General features: G+C 53.5%; 18 protein-coding genes. 9 read left to right on the top strand and 9 right to left on the bottom strand.

All coding sequences use genetic code 11. The features are described from left to right. A partial coding sequence (locus V6D20_18300) for an ATP-binding protein (GenBank protein ID HEY9817734.1) occupies positions 1-996 on the top strand: 996 nt, incomplete at its 5' end. Between the two features lie 130 nt (positions 997-1,126). Here the strand turns inward: V6D20_18300 and V6D20_18295 are convergent. Both V6D20_18295 and V6D20_18290 read right to left on the bottom strand, forming a co-directional pair. Continuing rightward, on the bottom strand, positions 1,127-1,423 hold the full coding sequence (locus V6D20_18295; protein ID HEY9817733.1) for a YkvA family protein: 297 nt from the start codon (positions 1,421-1,423) through the stop codon (positions 1,127-1,129). Continuing rightward, a complete protein-coding gene (locus V6D20_18290) occupies positions 1,371-1,568 on the bottom strand; it encodes a hypothetical protein (GenBank protein HEY9817732.1) in 198 nt (65 codons plus the stop codon). Before V6D20_18290 ends, V6D20_18295 begins: the two co-directional genes overlap by 53 nt. Between V6D20_18290 and V6D20_18285 the strand changes: the two genes are divergently transcribed. Then, positions 1,567-2,646, top strand: coding sequence for a cation diffusion facilitator family transporter (locus V6D20_18285; protein HEY9817731.1), 1,080 nt, complete (start codon positions 1,567-1,569; stop codon positions 2,644-2,646). The genes V6D20_18290 and V6D20_18285 overlap by 2 nt on opposite strands. Positions 2,647-2,761: 115 nt before the next feature. Here the strand turns inward: V6D20_18285 and V6D20_18280 are convergent, their stop codons facing one another. The 4 genes from V6D20_18280 to V6D20_18265 all read right to left on the bottom strand — a co-directional run bounded on the left by V6D20_18280 (position 2,762) and on the right by V6D20_18265 (position 7,185). Continuing rightward, positions 2,762-4,519: a DUF3685 domain-containing protein gene (locus V6D20_18280; protein ID HEY9817730.1), complete on the bottom strand. Its 1,758-nt coding sequence runs from the start codon at positions 4,517-4,519 to the stop codon at positions 2,762-2,764. Positions 4,520-4,797: 278 nt separating this feature from the next. After that, positions 4,798-5,142 carry a ribulose bisphosphate carboxylase small subunit gene (locus tag V6D20_18275; protein ID HEY9817729.1) on the bottom strand — a complete coding sequence of 115 codons (345 nt, stop codon included), beginning with the start codon at positions 5,140-5,142 and terminating at the stop codon, positions 4,798-4,800. Between the two features lie 119 nt (positions 5,143-5,261). Further along, positions 5,262-5,669, bottom strand: a complete 408-nt coding sequence (locus tag V6D20_18270; GenBank protein HEY9817728.1) for a chaperonin family protein RbcX — start codon at positions 5,667-5,669, stop codon at positions 5,262-5,264. 85 nt (positions 5,670-5,754) lie between these two features. Beyond that, entirely contained in the window at positions 5,755-7,185 is a 1,431-nt protein-coding gene (locus tag V6D20_18265) for a form I ribulose bisphosphate carboxylase large subunit (protein HEY9817727.1), read from the bottom strand. A 669-nt stretch (positions 7,186-7,854) separates the two neighbouring features. On the opposite strand from V6D20_18265, the gene V6D20_18260 reads away from it, so the two are divergent. Both V6D20_18260 and V6D20_18255 read left to right on the top strand, forming a co-directional pair. Next, on the top strand, positions 7,855-8,064 hold the full coding sequence (locus V6D20_18260) for a hypothetical protein (protein ID HEY9817726.1): 210 nt from the start codon (positions 7,855-7,857) through the stop codon (positions 8,062-8,064). A gap of 97 nt (positions 8,065-8,161) precedes the next feature. Beyond that, entirely contained in the window at positions 8,162-8,749 is a 588-nt protein-coding gene (locus tag V6D20_18255; GenBank protein HEY9817725.1) for a DUF3611 family protein, read from the top strand. 103 nt (positions 8,750-8,852) lie between these two features. Here the strand turns inward: V6D20_18255 and V6D20_18250 are convergent, their stop codons facing one another. Next, positions 8,853-9,647 (bottom strand): alpha/beta fold hydrolase, encoded by a 795-nt coding sequence (locus V6D20_18250; GenBank protein HEY9817724.1) that lies wholly within the window; start codon positions 9,645-9,647, stop codon positions 8,853-8,855. A gap of 50 nt (positions 9,648-9,697) precedes the next feature. Continuing rightward, positions 9,698-10,432: a lysophospholipid acyltransferase family protein gene (locus V6D20_18245; GenBank protein ID HEY9817723.1), complete on the bottom strand. Its 735-nt coding sequence runs from the start codon at positions 10,430-10,432 to the stop codon at positions 9,698-9,700. A 597-nt stretch (positions 10,433-11,029) separates the two neighbouring features. Between V6D20_18245 and V6D20_18240 the strand changes: the two genes are divergently transcribed. After that, a complete protein-coding gene (locus V6D20_18240) occupies positions 11,030-11,629 on the top strand; it encodes a superoxide dismutase (protein ID HEY9817722.1) in 600 nt (199 codons plus the stop codon). 288 nt (positions 11,630-11,917) lie between these two features. On the opposite strand, the gene V6D20_18235 is transcribed toward V6D20_18240, so the two are convergent. Beyond that, positions 11,918-12,049, bottom strand: a complete 132-nt coding sequence (locus tag V6D20_18235; protein HEY9817721.1) for a photosystem II reaction center protein Ycf12 — start codon at positions 12,047-12,049, stop codon at positions 11,918-11,920. Positions 12,050-12,415: 366 nt separating this feature from the next. Between V6D20_18235 and V6D20_18230 the strand changes: the two genes are divergently transcribed. The 4 genes from V6D20_18230 to V6D20_18215 all read left to right on the top strand — a co-directional run. Continuing rightward, the gene (locus tag V6D20_18230) at positions 12,416-12,766 is read left to right on the top strand and encodes a YkgJ family cysteine cluster protein (protein ID HEY9817720.1); all 351 of its coding nucleotides are present in this window, start codon (positions 12,416-12,418) and stop codon (positions 12,764-12,766) included. 137 nt (positions 12,767-12,903) lie between these two features. Further along, a complete protein-coding gene (locus V6D20_18225; GenBank protein HEY9817719.1) occupies positions 12,904-13,335 on the top strand; it encodes a TMEM165/GDT1 family protein in 432 nt (143 codons plus the stop codon). 42 nt (positions 13,336-13,377) lie between these two features. Continuing rightward, positions 13,378-13,686: a TMEM165/GDT1 family protein gene (locus V6D20_18220; GenBank protein HEY9817718.1), complete on the top strand. Its 309-nt coding sequence runs from the start codon at positions 13,378-13,380 to the stop codon at positions 13,684-13,686. Positions 13,687-13,782: 96 nt separating this feature from the next. Further along, a partial coding sequence (locus V6D20_18215; protein ID HEY9817717.1) for a histidine phosphatase family protein occupies positions 13,783-14,522 on the top strand: 740 nt, incomplete at its 3' end.

Below are 14,522 nucleotides of genomic sequence, written 5' to 3'. Positions count from 1 at the left end.
CTACTCAATTTACTGGAAACCAGTGCCCATAGGGGTGCCACCCTTGTGCAGCAGATTTTATCCTTTGCCCGAGGCATTGAGGGCAAGCGAGTAACGCTCAAAATTAACTACCTACTCGCCGAGATCAAGCAAATTATTGAGCAAACCTTACCGAAATCGATCGCTGTTTCCATGAATGTTGATCCCGATCTGTGGAATATTTCCGGCGACGCTACCCAACTGCATCAGGTATTCATGAATCTCTGTGTCAATGCCCGTGATGCTATGCTGCAGGGCGGCATCTTGGACGTAGTTGCTCAGAACCAGTGTATTGATGAACAACAGGCGCGTCTTTATCTAGATGGAGCGGCTGGCAATTATGTTGTGGTCACCGTCTCAGATACCGGCACCGGCATTCCGCCAGATATTATCCATCGTATTTTTGATCCCTTTTTCACCACCAAGGATCCAGGACGAGGCACAGGGCTAGGTTTATCCGCCGTCTTAGGCATCGTCAAAAGCCATAGCGGTTTTCTAGATGTCCAAAGCCAACCGGGACAGGGTAGCACCTTTACCGTTTTCTTACCCGCCTGCCAGCAAGAAGCTATATCTATGTCAACAGAGCTAGATATCCTAGCTGGGCATCAAGAATGCATTTTGGTGGTCGATGACGAAGAAGCCATCTGTGAAATCACCAAAACGACCCTGGAGACCTACAACTACACTGTCTTAACCGCAAACCACGGCGGCCAGGCGATCGCTCTCTTTGCTGAGCATGGGCCGGAGATTCACTGCGTCTTGATGGACGTGATGATGCCTACGCTGGATGGGTTAACCACCATTTCTCTGCTACGACGCTTGGATCCGCAGGTGCGAGCGATCGCCATGAGTGGTCTGAGTTCTGCCGAGGCGATCGCCGAATCGGAACGGTTAGGCTTTCAAGGCTTCCTAGCCAAGCCGTTTACCACACGAGATCTCCTGCATAGTCTACGGGGCAGTGACCAAGCTGGAGATTAGGCTGTTGATGCAAGACAAGCGATCGCTTTGATACCCCAACCAGCGTTCCCTAGCCCCCTTGGGGCGGCTACGCCAACGACTTCGCTCAGGAAACACTGGTGGCGACTACAAGATCAAGTTCCGCCGCAGATTACGAGTCCATCACTTCGACGACAACCGGCTCAGGGGTAGCAGGCTCTTGGCGATTCTTAGCCTTCGAAGCGGTGCGGGCTTTCAAAACCTCCATGGCCATCTGCGACAGCTCCGTCACCAGCAAGGTCACAATGATGCCATCATCCAACCAACCGATGACAGGAATGAAATCTGGCGCTAGATCAATGGGACTGATCAAATAGACGATCGTTGCAATCACGATAATCCAGCGATACTTGGCGTTACGCAGGGTGGAGCGATACCAGGCGTAAAAAGATTGGGCAAGATTCTTCATGGGTGACCTCAAAGGGGGTGATGCTTTCCATTGTTCCAAGAAATTGGGCGATCGCCCAGTGTAGATATTGCCCTGCAGGGGTAGGGTGTTCCCCCCACCGGCCATCCGCAATGGAGCGATCGCTGCTGTAGGGGCCCAGATCCATGGCTCAAAACCAACCGTTTCCCGTCACACTAGAATGGAGCATAGCGATCCTCTGCTGTATCCTGTTTGACCTGTCTGAACCCGATCGAAGCATGTTGCACCCTCACCCTGGCCCTCTCAACCCAATCACCTGCGACTGTTGCCCCCCGGATCCGACCCATGATCCGGAGGCAGCAGCAGCCAAACTTCAACGGCTCTGGCTAGCGCTGGTGCTCATGGGCAGTTTCGCCTTGGCAGAAGGGGCGATCGCTCAGTTTAGCCATAGCTTAGCCCTGCTGGCGGAGTCGGTGCATATGATTTCCGATTGCTTGGCCTTGGGGCTAGCGCTTTTGGCCAGTTGGCTGGCCCAGCGTCCTGCCACCCATCGCGCCACCTTTGGCTACCGCCGCATCGAAATTTTGGCGGCCTTGGTGAATGGATTAGGACTGTTGGCGATCGCCCTGTGGATTGGTGGGGAAGCGATCGCTCATTTGCAAGCGCCCCATGAAAATATTTTGAGCCGACCCATGCTGATCACGGCGCTGGTAGGCTTTGGCATCAATACCCTGAATGCATCGTTGCTGCACCATCATAGCCACGATGACTTGAACATCCGTGGCGCATTTTTGCACATGGTTGCTGATGCGGCTAGTTCCGTAGGCGTTGTGATAGCAGCGATCGCCATTGCCCTCTGGGGCTGGACTTGGGCGGATGGTCTGATTAGTCTACTAGTGGCAGGTCTGATTGGCGTGGCCACCCTACCGTTGATTTGGCAAAGTTTACGGGTGCTGCTCGAAACCGTTCCGCCCCACCTAGATGTGGACACCATTCGTGCCCATCTACTGAACTTTGAGCCCGTCAGCCAAGTTCAGCGCCTGCATCTCTGGGCGATCGCCCCCGGTCAGGTAATGCTCGCCGCCCATCTTTCCGTATCGCCCACCCATGTAGACGGCCGCGATCGCCTCCTGGCAGAGCTGCAAACCTCCCTGCATGAGCAATTTGGCATCAGCCAGTGCTACTTACAAATGACCCATCCCTACTCAGCCCTGATGTCTAGCCTGCCATCCCTGAGTCCTTCCCAGGATGAAGCGCTACGGTAGACTAGTGCCGCAAGATCGAAGAACGAAGACAGAAAAACGAAAAAGACTTCAGGACACACAAGGATTCCTGCCTTAGCAACTAGGCGGGTTACCTCCGCCTCAGAGTACTAGCTTCCTACTTGCGACTAAAGCGGCTATCCTGCCAAGCATCGCCCACGCCCTTGAGAATGCCTCGGGCAATTAACCCAATGCCGCGACCCACCACATCGGTCAACACATAGATAACGCCACTGCCCACAAAGGCGATCGCTGCCCGCAGGCGAGGAGCCACCGAATCACGGGCTTCTAGGGCCAGGGTCACCACGTAGGGTAAGCCAGACAGTTGCTCTAAATCCTGGGTGCGCGGTGCATAGACAGCCACTTGGCGAATGGTGCGTCCCCGCAGGGCAAATAAGCGATACTGACTTTCAAACATATCCGTCGGCTCCGCAAAGTAGCGGGTCAACCGATAGCGCCAGGATAGATCATTGCGGAAGCGCTCCATCTCCCGGAAGGACATGACGCGGCGATCGTAGAACGTCTGTTTAATCGGCTCTGCGGTGGCAAAGTGCTCTAGTAACGGCTGCACAACAGCATTGGCTAACTGGATTACCAAATGGTCAAGAATCAGCTCTGCGCGGGCGATCGCTGCCGGATTGCCCACCGGATAGGCCGTTCGTTCCACCCACAGCGGTGTTTGAAACAGGAGATGGGCTAGCCAGTCTGCCACAAAGGGAATGGGGTCGAGAAACTCCCGCTGAATGCGTTCCTGATCGTCTAGAATCACGGCGACCACTTCCACCGAGCGATCGTTGAGCGAAACGGTGTAGTAGCGTCCCAGGAAATCAATGATCACCGCTTGCCATAGATCGAGCAAAATGGGCGATCGCTTATTGGCCAGCTCATCCGGCTGCACCTGAGAGTAGCGCAATTCATCCAAGATCGCTTCCAATCGCCGCAAAATCAGGTAGCACAGTTCCCGCCGCTTTTCCTCTCGCAGCACATCAATCTCTAAAGGCATCTGGGTTTGGTTAACCAGCGGCTGTTGCAGTTTAGCCAACACCGCGTCAAATAAGATCGATTGCACATCATGCACTGCGGCCAGTTGCGGCTCTAGGGCCCCCGGCACCGGCAGTTGCACGATCGCTCTGGTCTCATTTGGGGGTGGGGGTGGAGATTCCGGCTCTGGCTCGGGTTCCACCCTAGGCACATCCGGTACCAGCCAGCGCCGCACCAGCCAGCGAGCTGCCTGCAGTTCCCGCTGTCGCCCTTCTATGATCAGCCGCTCCACCTCGCCCATGGGGCCCTCTAGGCTGGCGGCGATCGCAGCTAGGGCATCGTCGATCTGCTGCAGTCCTGATTGTCCAGTCCGTCGCCAAAGCCTGGCCCAGGGGCCCACGGGTTGCCCGATCGCCCTAGGTGTGTCATCGGCAGGAGCGATCGCCCCCTCGTCAGCAAGCAACCACGTCGATTGACCCGACCGCAGACGACGCATCACCCCCACCAGCACCTCTGCTGTTGCCTGGCGAGGACAATAACCATCAGCGGCCACCTGCTGCGCCGCTGCAATAAAAATGGCTTCCGAGCGATCGCTTAAGAGCAAGACTGGGCGATCAGGCTGATCCTGCTTCAACTGTCGGCACAGGTCTAGCCCTTGCAGGGCTGTGGAGTCACTCGCTCCTAGCGCAGCTTCTAGAACAATCAGATCAAGGGGATCTTCAGCCGATCGGGCAGCAAGGATATCGAGGGCGATCGCCCCCGTCTCGGCTTCCGCCACCACCTGAAGATCGGAAAAACGCTCCAGCCCCAACCGAAACCCCAACCGAAACACCGGGTCGGAGTCCACGATCATAATCTTGACGACCCGAGTGACGGCAGACTCTGACGGAGACACAGGGCGATCGCTCCACTGACGAATGAATGACGTTTTGGCCGCACGTTATCAGGTATGGCAGTAGCGGCTAAATGCACCTTAGCTTAGCACTCTGCCCTATTCTTTGGGCACAGCATCCCTCCACACCCTTCCATGACAACGCATTGAAAAAAGGAGGTAGATGATTCTACCTCCTCAACTGCAACGGGCTGCTATTGTTCCAAACGTAGGATCAATAACGGCCGTTGCGGCACCAACCCTGAGATCTCAAGACTGAAACCTCAAACTTACGTCTCACCTTAGTAGCGGAAACCGCCGCCTGCACCAGGCTTGTGGACGATGAAGCTTAGGGTTTGGCATTGCTTGATGTTATCAAAGGACACAACACGCACATAGCAGTCGCGATATTCGGTGCGGCATTCGTTCACTTCTGCCAACACATCCTGCACAGAAGCAACGCCAAATAGGGGCAGCTTCCACATCGTCCAGTAGTTCTCGGTGGGTTCAGAGGTTTCGTTGAACTCGATGCAAGGAATGAAGCCTTGATCGAGCATGTACTGGACTTGACGAGCAATTTGCTGATCCGTCAGAGGGGGCAGGTAGGACAGATTTTCGTACCGGCGCTCTTTGGGTAATGTCTTCATAGCTTGGGTCTCTATCTCTGAATGGTGGATTATGAAAAAACGTGACTGGCACCATGGCTAAGGGCACCGAGGGACTTGACCTAGATCTCTAGATCACACCCTCGACGATCAACCATGGACTAGTCAGACGAGCGATCGCCCTCTTCCATCACGTCAGGAGTAGCTTCTAACTCCGGCACAGCAGCCGCTGAAAGCTGCGTCATCCGTTCCAGATACTGGCGGCGGTGCTCCATATTGGCCTGTTGGATTCCCGTCCGCACCATTTCTGGCAAATAGTCGGCTACCTCTTCTGCAAGATGGGCGCGCACCGTCATCACTCGGAATGCAAGGTCTTGGTTAGCTCGCATCAAGTCGCTTAAATAGACTTCTCCATCCTGGATTTTGCCCGTTGTGGAAAAGTTATTGAGCCACAGAGAGAGCGGAGGGTTGGTCTCACCCAACTGGCTGACCACCACCCGCACAGCCTGATACGTGAGGTAGCTCACCAAAACCTTGACCGTGTCTTTCGCTATTCTTTTGAGATCCATGACTGACCTCAGACCTTGGGAAGATGGACTGGAGGGAGGATAAACTCACTGAAAATTATGGCCCATCCTCCACCATCGCCTCAGATCAGACGGTATCTACGGCTTCGAACTCAAACTTGATTTCCTTCCACACTTCGCAAGCAACGGCGAGTTCAGGAGACCACTTGGCAGCTTCACGGATGACATCGCCACCTTCACGCACCAAGTCACGACCTTCATTACGCGCTTGGATACAGGCTTCCAGAGCAACCCGGTTAGCGGTTGCACCCGGTGCATTACCCCAAGGGTGACCCAAGGTACCACCACCAAACTGCAGCACGGATTCATCACCAAAGATTTCCACCAGTGCTGGCATGTGCCATACGTGGATACCACCGGATGCTACTGCCATCACGCCAGGCATGGATGCCCAGTCTTGCGTGAAGTAGATACCGCGAGATAGGTCTTTCTCGATGTAGTTTTCGCGCAGTAGGTCGATGAAACCAAGGGTGATGTCGCGATCGCCCTCTAGTTTACCCACAACGGTACCGGTGTGGATGTGGTCACCACCAGACATCCGCAGACATTTTGCAAGAACGCGGAAGTGCATCCCGTGGTTCTTCTGACGGTCAATCACGGCGTGCATAGCGCGGTGAATGTGTAGCAACATACCGTTGTCACGACACCATTTAGCTAGGCTGGTGTTGGCGGTGAAACCAGCGGTCAAGAAGTCATGCATGACGATCGGCATGCCCAACTCTTTCGCAAACTCAGCCCGCTTGAACATTTCTTCGCAGGTGGCAGCGGTCACGTTCAGGTAGTGACCCTTGATTTCGCCTGTTTCTGCTTGAGCCTTGTGGATGGCATCTGCTACAAACAGGAAGCGATCGCGCCAGCGTTGGAACGGCTGAGAGTTGATGTTTTCATCATCTTTGGTGAAGTCTAGACCACCACGCAGACATTCATAGACGGCACGACCGTAGTTCTTCGCCGACAGACCCAGTTTGGGCTTAATGGTACAACCCAACAGAGGACGACCATACTTGTTCAGCTTGTCGCGCTCAACTTGGATACCGTGGGGAGGCCCTTGGAACGTCTTCAGGTAGGCAACCGGAATCCGCAAATCTTCTAGACGGAGAGCCTTCAGCGCCTTGAAACCAAACACGTTACCGACAATGGAGGTCAGTAGGTTGGTGACAGAGCCTTCCTCGAACAGGTCGAGGGGGTAGGCAATGTAGCAGATGTATTGGTTGTCTTCGCCACGCACGGGTTGAATGTCGTAGCAACGACCCTTGTAGCGATCGAGATCGGTCAGCAAGTCTGTCCAAACCGTCGTCCAGGTTCCTGTGGAAGACTCAGCCGCAACCGCTGCACCAGCTTCTTCGGGTGGCACTCCAGGCTGAGGAGTCATCCGGAATGCAGCCAAAATATCGGTATCTTTAGGTGTGTAATCCGGCGTGTAATAGGTTAATTTGTAATCCTTAACACCGGCATCATACCCAGCTTTCGACTGGGTTCTCGTTTGTGAATAAGACATCGTTTCCCTTCCTAATGAATCGCTGAGATCCGAACAAAATTTCCCTCTGCTTAGCTCAAGCGGAGCGCTCTAAGCAGGCCGTATCTATCTCAACAGGCAACCTGTATCAGGGGCGAACCTACACAAACCAAGATGGCAGGCGAACAAAAGCCATCCACTTGCTTAATTCTTAGCTAAACATTGAGGTTCACCAAAAACTATATCAGGAATCCAATAAGCACAACTTCGAATCTTCTTTGCTGACATATAAGGTTTGTTTATGTTTTGTTTATAATTGTTGCGAACCCCATAGAATCGTTCATTTTGTATAGTTTTTTGTCCTTAAGTTCGGCAAAAAGATTTAAAAGTTTACGTTGGTGCGATCGCTTCACCTGGGGTTTCTAAAGATAAGTAAACTTGCTTGATTATGGGGCGGCCATGTTGAGTGATCAGTCCTTGGGATTCAGTCCTTGGGATTCGGGAATTGGGACTCAGGATTCAGTCCTTGGGAGTTCTACCTTCTGCCGTCTACCTTCGGCTGCCGCAACCTCCAGATTTTCGTACTATATAAGTAGACAGCAGACCTACAGTAGACCTACATAGGTAGACATCAGTAGATCGTGCCATCTAGATGGCAATTTAGGCAGTCGCCCTCAGCGGCTCAACGTCCCATTGGTGAGGAGAACAACCATGTTTACAAACGAACTATCCCCGCTGCTGAAAGAACTGGCATCTCAGCCCGTAGCCTTTCTCGGCGGTTTTGTGAGCGGCATCTTGCGCCTTAATTTAACCGACGAACCGGTGAAAAGCTGGCTCGACAAGCAGGCAGGACGTCCCTCCACGCCCCCCACTGACACCAATGGACATCAACAGGGCCCCCAGTCCATTACCATTGATTAGCTCCTAGTGATTAAATGATACGGTTAGGGGAACGGGTTGCGCCGGTCAGCCTCATGTTCAGTGACCTGCCACCGCTTCTGGTTTTTCGTCAAGCACTATGGCATCCAAACTCGATCGACCGAATCTACCTGTGGCGGTGCAGCGCATCGCTCAAGCCTTTCGTATGACAGGCTGGATCAGCCTTTGGATCCAGGCGGTGTTGGCGGTTGTGTCAACGCTGGTGCTCCTCTTCTCCACAGTAATTCTTCAGTCCGAAAATCGATCGCCCAATCCAGCGATCACCAATCCGGGAGCAGGGGCGGGGGTAGCACTCGCCCTTCTAGGCATCGTAGCGCTCTACGTCGGTGTCTATTGGTCATTTCGCTACATTCGCTTTTCCCGAGCATTGAGAACGAGCGATCGCCCCCCAACGCCCAAAGCCTTGATGGATGCCATTCGCATAGGCTTGATCATCAACATGGTTGGCATGTTCATTACTCTGCTGGGAGGAGAGGCCCTAGTGGGGTCTTTGTTTGCCAAGGCTCTATCCCAACCGCAATCTGGCGGGGCGCTCTACGAACGAATCACCCAGGCGGTTCAGCCTATCGATATTTTGGTAGTACAGGCTAATACCAATACGGTGCTGGCCCACTTTGTCGGTCTTGCTGGATCGCTATGGCTGCTGCGATCGCTAAATCGTTCCTAGCCCCCACATCATGACCGATGGGTCTTGACCGATCATTCAAGGGGCAAGGGACAAAAATGGATCGAGAGATCTACATCAAAGCCAAAGAACAGAACTCCCGTCCCTAGGGCATAAAATCACACTGCTGCAAAATTCGGCGGAGGCTGACCGTCTCCTCCAACAGACAAGCATGACCACTCTCGGGCAACAGGTAGGTTTGGGCTGGGGAAATCAACGATTCTAGGCGGCGGGCTTCGTCAACAGAGGGCAAGAGGCGATCGCTGCCGCTGGCAACAATTAGCGTGGGGATGGAAATCTGCCGCAGATGATGATCAGGCACATTCAGGTTATGCAGCAGCGATAGCCGCCATTGGGCAGTCTGATGGCTAACGCTCTGCATGGCAGCAAGGAGAGCCCATCGTCTCGAATCTGCCATACGATTAAGAGCCGCCAAAAACGGCAGAATACTCAGGCATGAGTAGGGATAGAGAATACCTGGCAGCCATTGGGTGAGGTGAGATCCCCAACGGATAAGGGTTGCACGCTCAAAGGATGAAGCCGGGTTGACCAAAATCAAGCGCTGAAAAAGACGGGGCGATCGCAGGGCGACTTTGAGGGCTAGGCATCCGCCAAAGGACTCGCCGAGGAGATAAATTTTTCCCGTCGCGCGAGAAAACTCGATCTCAATCAAGTGCAGCACTTGATCCGTCAAGTCATCCCACGAGCTGAGGTCATTACCGGGGATGGATAAACAGCGCACGTCAAACGCATCAGCTAACTGGCGTGCCTGACCATGCTGCAATTGAGCCGTACCGTCCATGCCTGGTAACAAGATGAATGGCGGCTGGCCAGGATTGGGAGCACAGGGCTTTAACAACTGACAGCGTTGGTGCTGGGCGGACTCCAAAACATTTACCATACGATTCTACTCAACGAGAATGGGATGTGAGGGGAGGGTTGGCAAACCATCTATCCCCCATGGCGCAGCATGCGATCGATCTCTGCCTGACATTGGGAGGTGAGCTCCGTGACCATAGATCGCGCTTGCCGCCCTTGATAGGCTTGGCGATGCTGAGGCGTGATCCAAATCGGCTGCCCCACTACCACATCCACCTGTTGATAAATGACCAGGGGATGCCAACCAGCTTGATTAAATAGAGGCTCGGATGGATCAAACCAACTCAGCAATTGCAGCGGAAAAACGGAATGGGTAAGCTCCTGTTGGGACGCGATCGCAATGGGCAAAATGGCCAGATTTTCCACCGGTGCCCGCAGGGCCAGGTGGGCAAACCCACGATGAAAGGTTCGGGTTTCATCAGGGGGCGTCAGTTCTACCATCGGTTGGGCTCCTTCAGGGAAAATGCCGATCGCCTGCTGAGCTTTGAGCAAGTGAACAGCCTGCTGGAAAAAGCTGCGCTGATGATCGTCAGCAGCCCCTAAAGGAAGACAGCCAAACCCTGTGACAATTTCGTTCAGCACCGGCACCCGACTCATATAGTGATGACAGGCAAAGCGCACAGGACGGCGAGAGGCCATCATCACCAAGGGCACATCCAAAATACTGCGATGATTGCTCACCACCATCAAACCAGCCCCCGACGGCAAGGCAGCTCGGTGGTGATACGTGACCCGCGTTCCCAGAGTAGACAACAACTGCTGAGAAAGGGCAAGCGGACTTATGGCAGAAGCTGGAGAAAGTTGCACAGGGCTACACAATGAAGCGTCTCGCTATGATCTTAATTTTTCTTCACGGAAGCGGCAAGGTAGGGATATCTCTGCCCTTCAAGATTCTATCGATCCATACATTGCCCATACATTGCCAGACTAGCCACGCCATAGAGCGATAGATACAAACCGATAGATAGATCAAGATTGGCTTGCGACAAAGCTACTCCTCTAGACGTGAGGTTAATGACGATCAAGAGCCCCCCCTTAGGACGATGATCGATGCTGTCCCTCAGCCCCCAGAACCCATACCCTCTTGATTCTCGCGCTGCATGTCTGCTACCCCACACAGAAATCAGACGATCCGATCTAAAATGTGAAGAAATCCTACATGAACCTCTCACAACGTCTCTCGTTCGAGGGATGAAGTGATCGGAGTCAGCAGGATAGGATGCAAAAAGAGATCAGTTGGGCAACACCTGATGCTTGCCAACGCGATCGTTGAGCATTTTAACCTCAACCCCTGCACACCTTGACGATAGAACGTACGCTAAGGCTTAGCGCCATTGCTAGGGCTTTAGACAAAACGTGACTGTGTGCCTCACAATGAAGATTACTGCGAAAGGATGAACACCTATGGCTTACGAATTGCCGGCACTGCCCTACGACTACACCGCGCTAGAACCCCACATCTCTAAGGGAACTCTAGAATTCCATCACGATAAGCACCATGCCGCCTACGTGAGCAAGTTTAACGATGCGGTGTCTGGAACCGATCTAGACAGCAAATCCATTGAAGACGTGATCAAGGCGATCGCGGGCGATGCATCTAAAGCTGGTCTCTTCAACAATGCGGCTCAAGCTTGGAACCATAGCTTCTACTGGAACTGCATGAAGCCCAGCGGTGGCGGTACTCCCAGCGGTGCGCTAGCGTCCAAAATTGATGCAGACTTTGGTAGCTTCGACAAGTTTGTGGAAGCCTTCAAAACGGCTGGAGCCACTCAGTTTGGTAGCGGCTGGGCTTGGTTGGTACTCGACAACGGCACCCTCAAGGTCACCAAGACCCTAAATGCAGACAATCCCTTGACCGCTGGTCAAGTGCCTCTGCTGACCATGGACGTGTGGGAGCATGCCTACTATTTGGATTACCAAAACAAGCGCCCAGACTACATCTCCACCTTCCTCGACAAGCTGGTGAACTGGGACTTCGTTAGCCAAAACTTAGCCGCAGCTTAGGGGCGTCATCCCAGTCATAAGACCTGGGTTATCTATGAAATGACAAAAGACCTGGGTCGTGATGGCTCAGGTTTTTTGCTTAGCATAAACCCGTTCGATCATCCTTAGCCTGTCACGAGATGAGATATCGTTCAAAGATAGATGGTGCATTGCGGCTTCGCCTAACAGCAAGCTACATGATTGCCATGACGTTATCGAACTTGGGTTGGCGCAAAAAAAAGCGATCGCCTTGATCGTTGAGATAGGCGATCGCTTCTATAGAATTACGGGGGCTGGTTGGTTTCAGGCTTAGAGATCGCCGCCTCGGGCTGCCAACACAAAGATCACCACGGGCCCCGCAATCATAATCATTCCAACCAAGGTCAACTGTGCGATCGCTTCCCAGTTAACTCCACCAATAATGCTTGTTAAAGCCTCCATCGCTCCTCCCAAAGTTTCGATCAGTAAACGTGCTTAGCTTAAACTATAGCGGGAACTCAGACAGATTCCCGGTACCATAGTACAGGGGAAGCTCACCGATATTTTAAGGAATTTTACAAAAATTAGGACGGTTGCCCTCAACGGTTGATGCAAGGAGGGTAATTCTCCAGTTCTCATACCTGACCGATCACCCAAAACCTTGATGCACCAAGACTATACAGCGGCAACTGTCGTCCTTCTGGATGGAGCAGGGTACCTCATAATTGAGCCAAAAGCGATCGCTCCCGTGTGACCCAAATCCCACCCCATCGAACCCCATCGATACAACCCTTCCCCCACCCTTCACTCTTACTCCTCAGTAGACTAATGGCCACTTGGCAATGTGTTAAACAATGTGGGGCTTGCTGCCAGCTCGATCCCACAGAACGTCCAGACCTTGATACCTACCTCGACCCCGACGAACTAGCCCTCTATCTCAGCATGGTGGGCGATGATGGCTGGTGCATTCACTACAATGCCCAATCGCGGGAATGCAGCATCTATGACGATCGCCCTCGGTTTTGCCGAGTGCAGGCGGATGTGTTTGAAGACCTGTTTGGCGTCACTCCCGATGAACTCAACGACTTTGCCATTGAATGCTGCCACGAGCACATCGAAGGTATCTATGGTGAGCGCAGTTTAGAAATGCTGCGGTTCAACCACGCCGTCGGCATTTGACGCTGTCTTTCACCCCTTGAAAACAGGGTGATGGGGTGGTCTAACATCACGTTGAGACCGATTCGAGAGCGATCGGGTTGCGATCGCCTGCCTTTCTAAGGAATAATATGAAAAGAAAATGAAATAACCTGCTGCCTGTGACTAACCTGCCGCCCCCATTCTCATCCACTCAGCTTCCCCCGCGACCCGGAGCGGTTCTAGAGGAGGCTGAGGTGTCAGCAGCCGACTGCGGAGCGACTCCTAAGTCTTCCGTTGTGCCGCCGACAGGTGTCCAGGGTTTAACGCTGCAGATTGAATCTAAGATTTTTGTTTCAACCTTTATCACTATCTTCCTAGCCGAGTTGGGGGATAAAACCCAGCTCACCACTCTGCTGATGAGTGCCGAATCCCAGGCACCCTGGATCGTCTTCCTCGGAGCTGGGGCCGCGCTGGTTACCACCAGTCTCATTGGGGTCTTAGTGGGGCGCTGGCTTTCGAACCGAGTCTCCGAAGCTGTCCTAGAAAAATCAGTGGGAACGTTGCTGATCGGCATTTCCCTATGGCTCGTGTGGGACATTATTCAGCCTTAATTCAGCCACCTATCTTGCCCTGTTTAGAGGACTCAAGCCACCATGGATTTCAATCTCCTCGGTCTCAGTTTCGTCACTGTATTTTTGTCGGAACTAGGCGACAAGAGTCAGATTGCAGCGATCGCTCTCGGCGGTAGCTCTAGGTCTCTGCGTGCGGTGTTCTTGGGCACCTCCGCTGCCTTATTGCTAGCTAGCTTTCTGGGCGTGTGGCTGGGGGAAGGTGTTTCTCAACTGCTGCCAGTCCATTGGGTAAAAACCATCGCTGCGGTTGGCTTTGCCGTCATGGGCGTGCGGATGCTCTGGCCCAAAGCGTCCGAGGTGGATGAGGCCGCCCCCTGTAGCGACGAGTGATGGGTTGGCGCTAGCGGTCGTTCACCAGCGATCGTTCAGGGATTATGAGAAGATCGTTGGGGATCGGAACCGAGACCGGTAAAATTTTGGTAGTCCGTGGTCGATCAAGCAGCGATCGCTTCCATGGGGCACGACCATAATCCATCGATACAGACATTGGAGGACAGAACCCTGAATACTCGCGTCATTCTCGTACGACACGGCGAGAGCACCTACAACGTTTTGCGGAAAATTCAGGGACAGTGCGACGAATCGACCCTGACTGACCTGGGCAAACAAGGAGCTATCCAGGTAGGACAAGCGCTGCAAGGCATTCCCTTAGATGCGGCCTACTGCAGTCCTCTCCAACGGGCCCAGCAAACCGCTGCCTTAATCCTCGAAACCCTGGCTCCCAACCAAGCCGTACCCGCTCTCCAGCAGCGCGATGATCTCAAAGAGATTAACTTGGTGAACTGGGAAGGGTTGACCTTCAAAGAAGTCGAGGAACAGTTTCCCGAACAGGCGCGGCTGTGGCACCAAGAACCCCATCAGCTGGCCATGGAGCAGGTTACCGAGACAGGGACGACCACCATCTATCCGCTGCTGGATCTGTTTGACCAAGCCACCCAGTTTTGGAAAGATACCCTCCCGCACCACGCCGGGCAGACGATTTTGGTGGTGGCCCACAGCGGCATCAACCGCGTGCTGATCGCAACGGCTTTGGGGCTGCAGCCTGAACACTATGTGCGTCTCTACCACTCTAATTGCGGCATCAGCGTGTTGAACTTCCCCAATGGCTGGGGTGAGCCGGCTCAGCTTGAGTCCATGAACCTAACGACCCACCTCGGTAAACCCTT

It is taken from the genome of Candidatus Obscuribacterales bacterium (assembly GCA_036703605.1).
In the GTDB taxonomy this organism is placed as follows: domain Bacteria; phylum Cyanobacteriota; class Cyanobacteriia; order RECH01; family RECH01; genus RECH01.
The sequence above is the reverse complement of the archived record's forward strand: the minus strand, read 5'-3'. Positions and strand labels throughout refer to the sequence as shown.

What these genes read in the sequence shown, in the direction of transcription:
- V6D20_18295 (HEY9817733.1), bottom strand. Translation starts at nt 1,423, where the DNA reads ATGAAGAATCTTGCCCAATCTTTTTACGCCTGGTATCGCTCCACCCTG.
- V6D20_18285 (HEY9817731.1), top strand. Translation starts at nt 1,567, where the DNA reads ATGGCTCAAAACCAACCGTTTCCCGTCACACTAGAATGGAGCATAGCG.
- V6D20_18290 (HEY9817732.1), bottom strand. Translation starts at nt 1,568, where the DNA reads ATGGATCTGGGCCCCTACAGCAGCGATCGCTCCATTGCGGATGGCCGG.
- V6D20_18275 (HEY9817729.1), bottom strand. Translation starts at nt 5,142, where the DNA reads ATGAAGACATTACCCAAAGAGCGCCGGTACGAAAATCTGTCCTACCTG.
- V6D20_18270 (HEY9817728.1), bottom strand. Translation starts at nt 5,669, where the DNA reads ATGGATCTCAAAAGAATAGCGAAAGACACGGTCAAGGTTTTGGTGAGC.
- V6D20_18265 (HEY9817727.1), bottom strand. Translation starts at nt 7,185, where the DNA reads ATGTCTTATTCACAAACGAGAACCCAGTCGAAAGCTGGGTATGATGCC.
- V6D20_18260 (HEY9817726.1), top strand. Translation starts at nt 7,855, where the DNA reads ATGTTTACAAACGAACTATCCCCGCTGCTGAAAGAACTGGCATCTCAG.
- V6D20_18255 (HEY9817725.1), top strand. Translation starts at nt 8,162, where the DNA reads ATGGCATCCAAACTCGATCGACCGAATCTACCTGTGGCGGTGCAGCGC.
- V6D20_18250 (HEY9817724.1), bottom strand. Translation starts at nt 9,647, where the DNA reads ATGGTAAATGTTTTGGAGTCCGCCCAGCACCAACGCTGTCAGTTGTTA.
- V6D20_18240 (HEY9817722.1), top strand. Translation starts at nt 11,030, where the DNA reads ATGGCTTACGAATTGCCGGCACTGCCCTACGACTACACCGCGCTAGAA.
- V6D20_18235 (HEY9817721.1), bottom strand. Translation starts at nt 12,049, where the DNA reads ATGGAGGCTTTAACAAGCATTATTGGTGGAGTTAACTGGGAAGCGATC.
- V6D20_18230 (HEY9817720.1), top strand. Translation starts at nt 12,416, where the DNA reads ATGGCCACTTGGCAATGTGTTAAACAATGTGGGGCTTGCTGCCAGCTC.
- V6D20_18220 (HEY9817718.1), top strand. Translation starts at nt 13,378, where the DNA reads ATGGATTTCAATCTCCTCGGTCTCAGTTTCGTCACTGTATTTTTGTCG.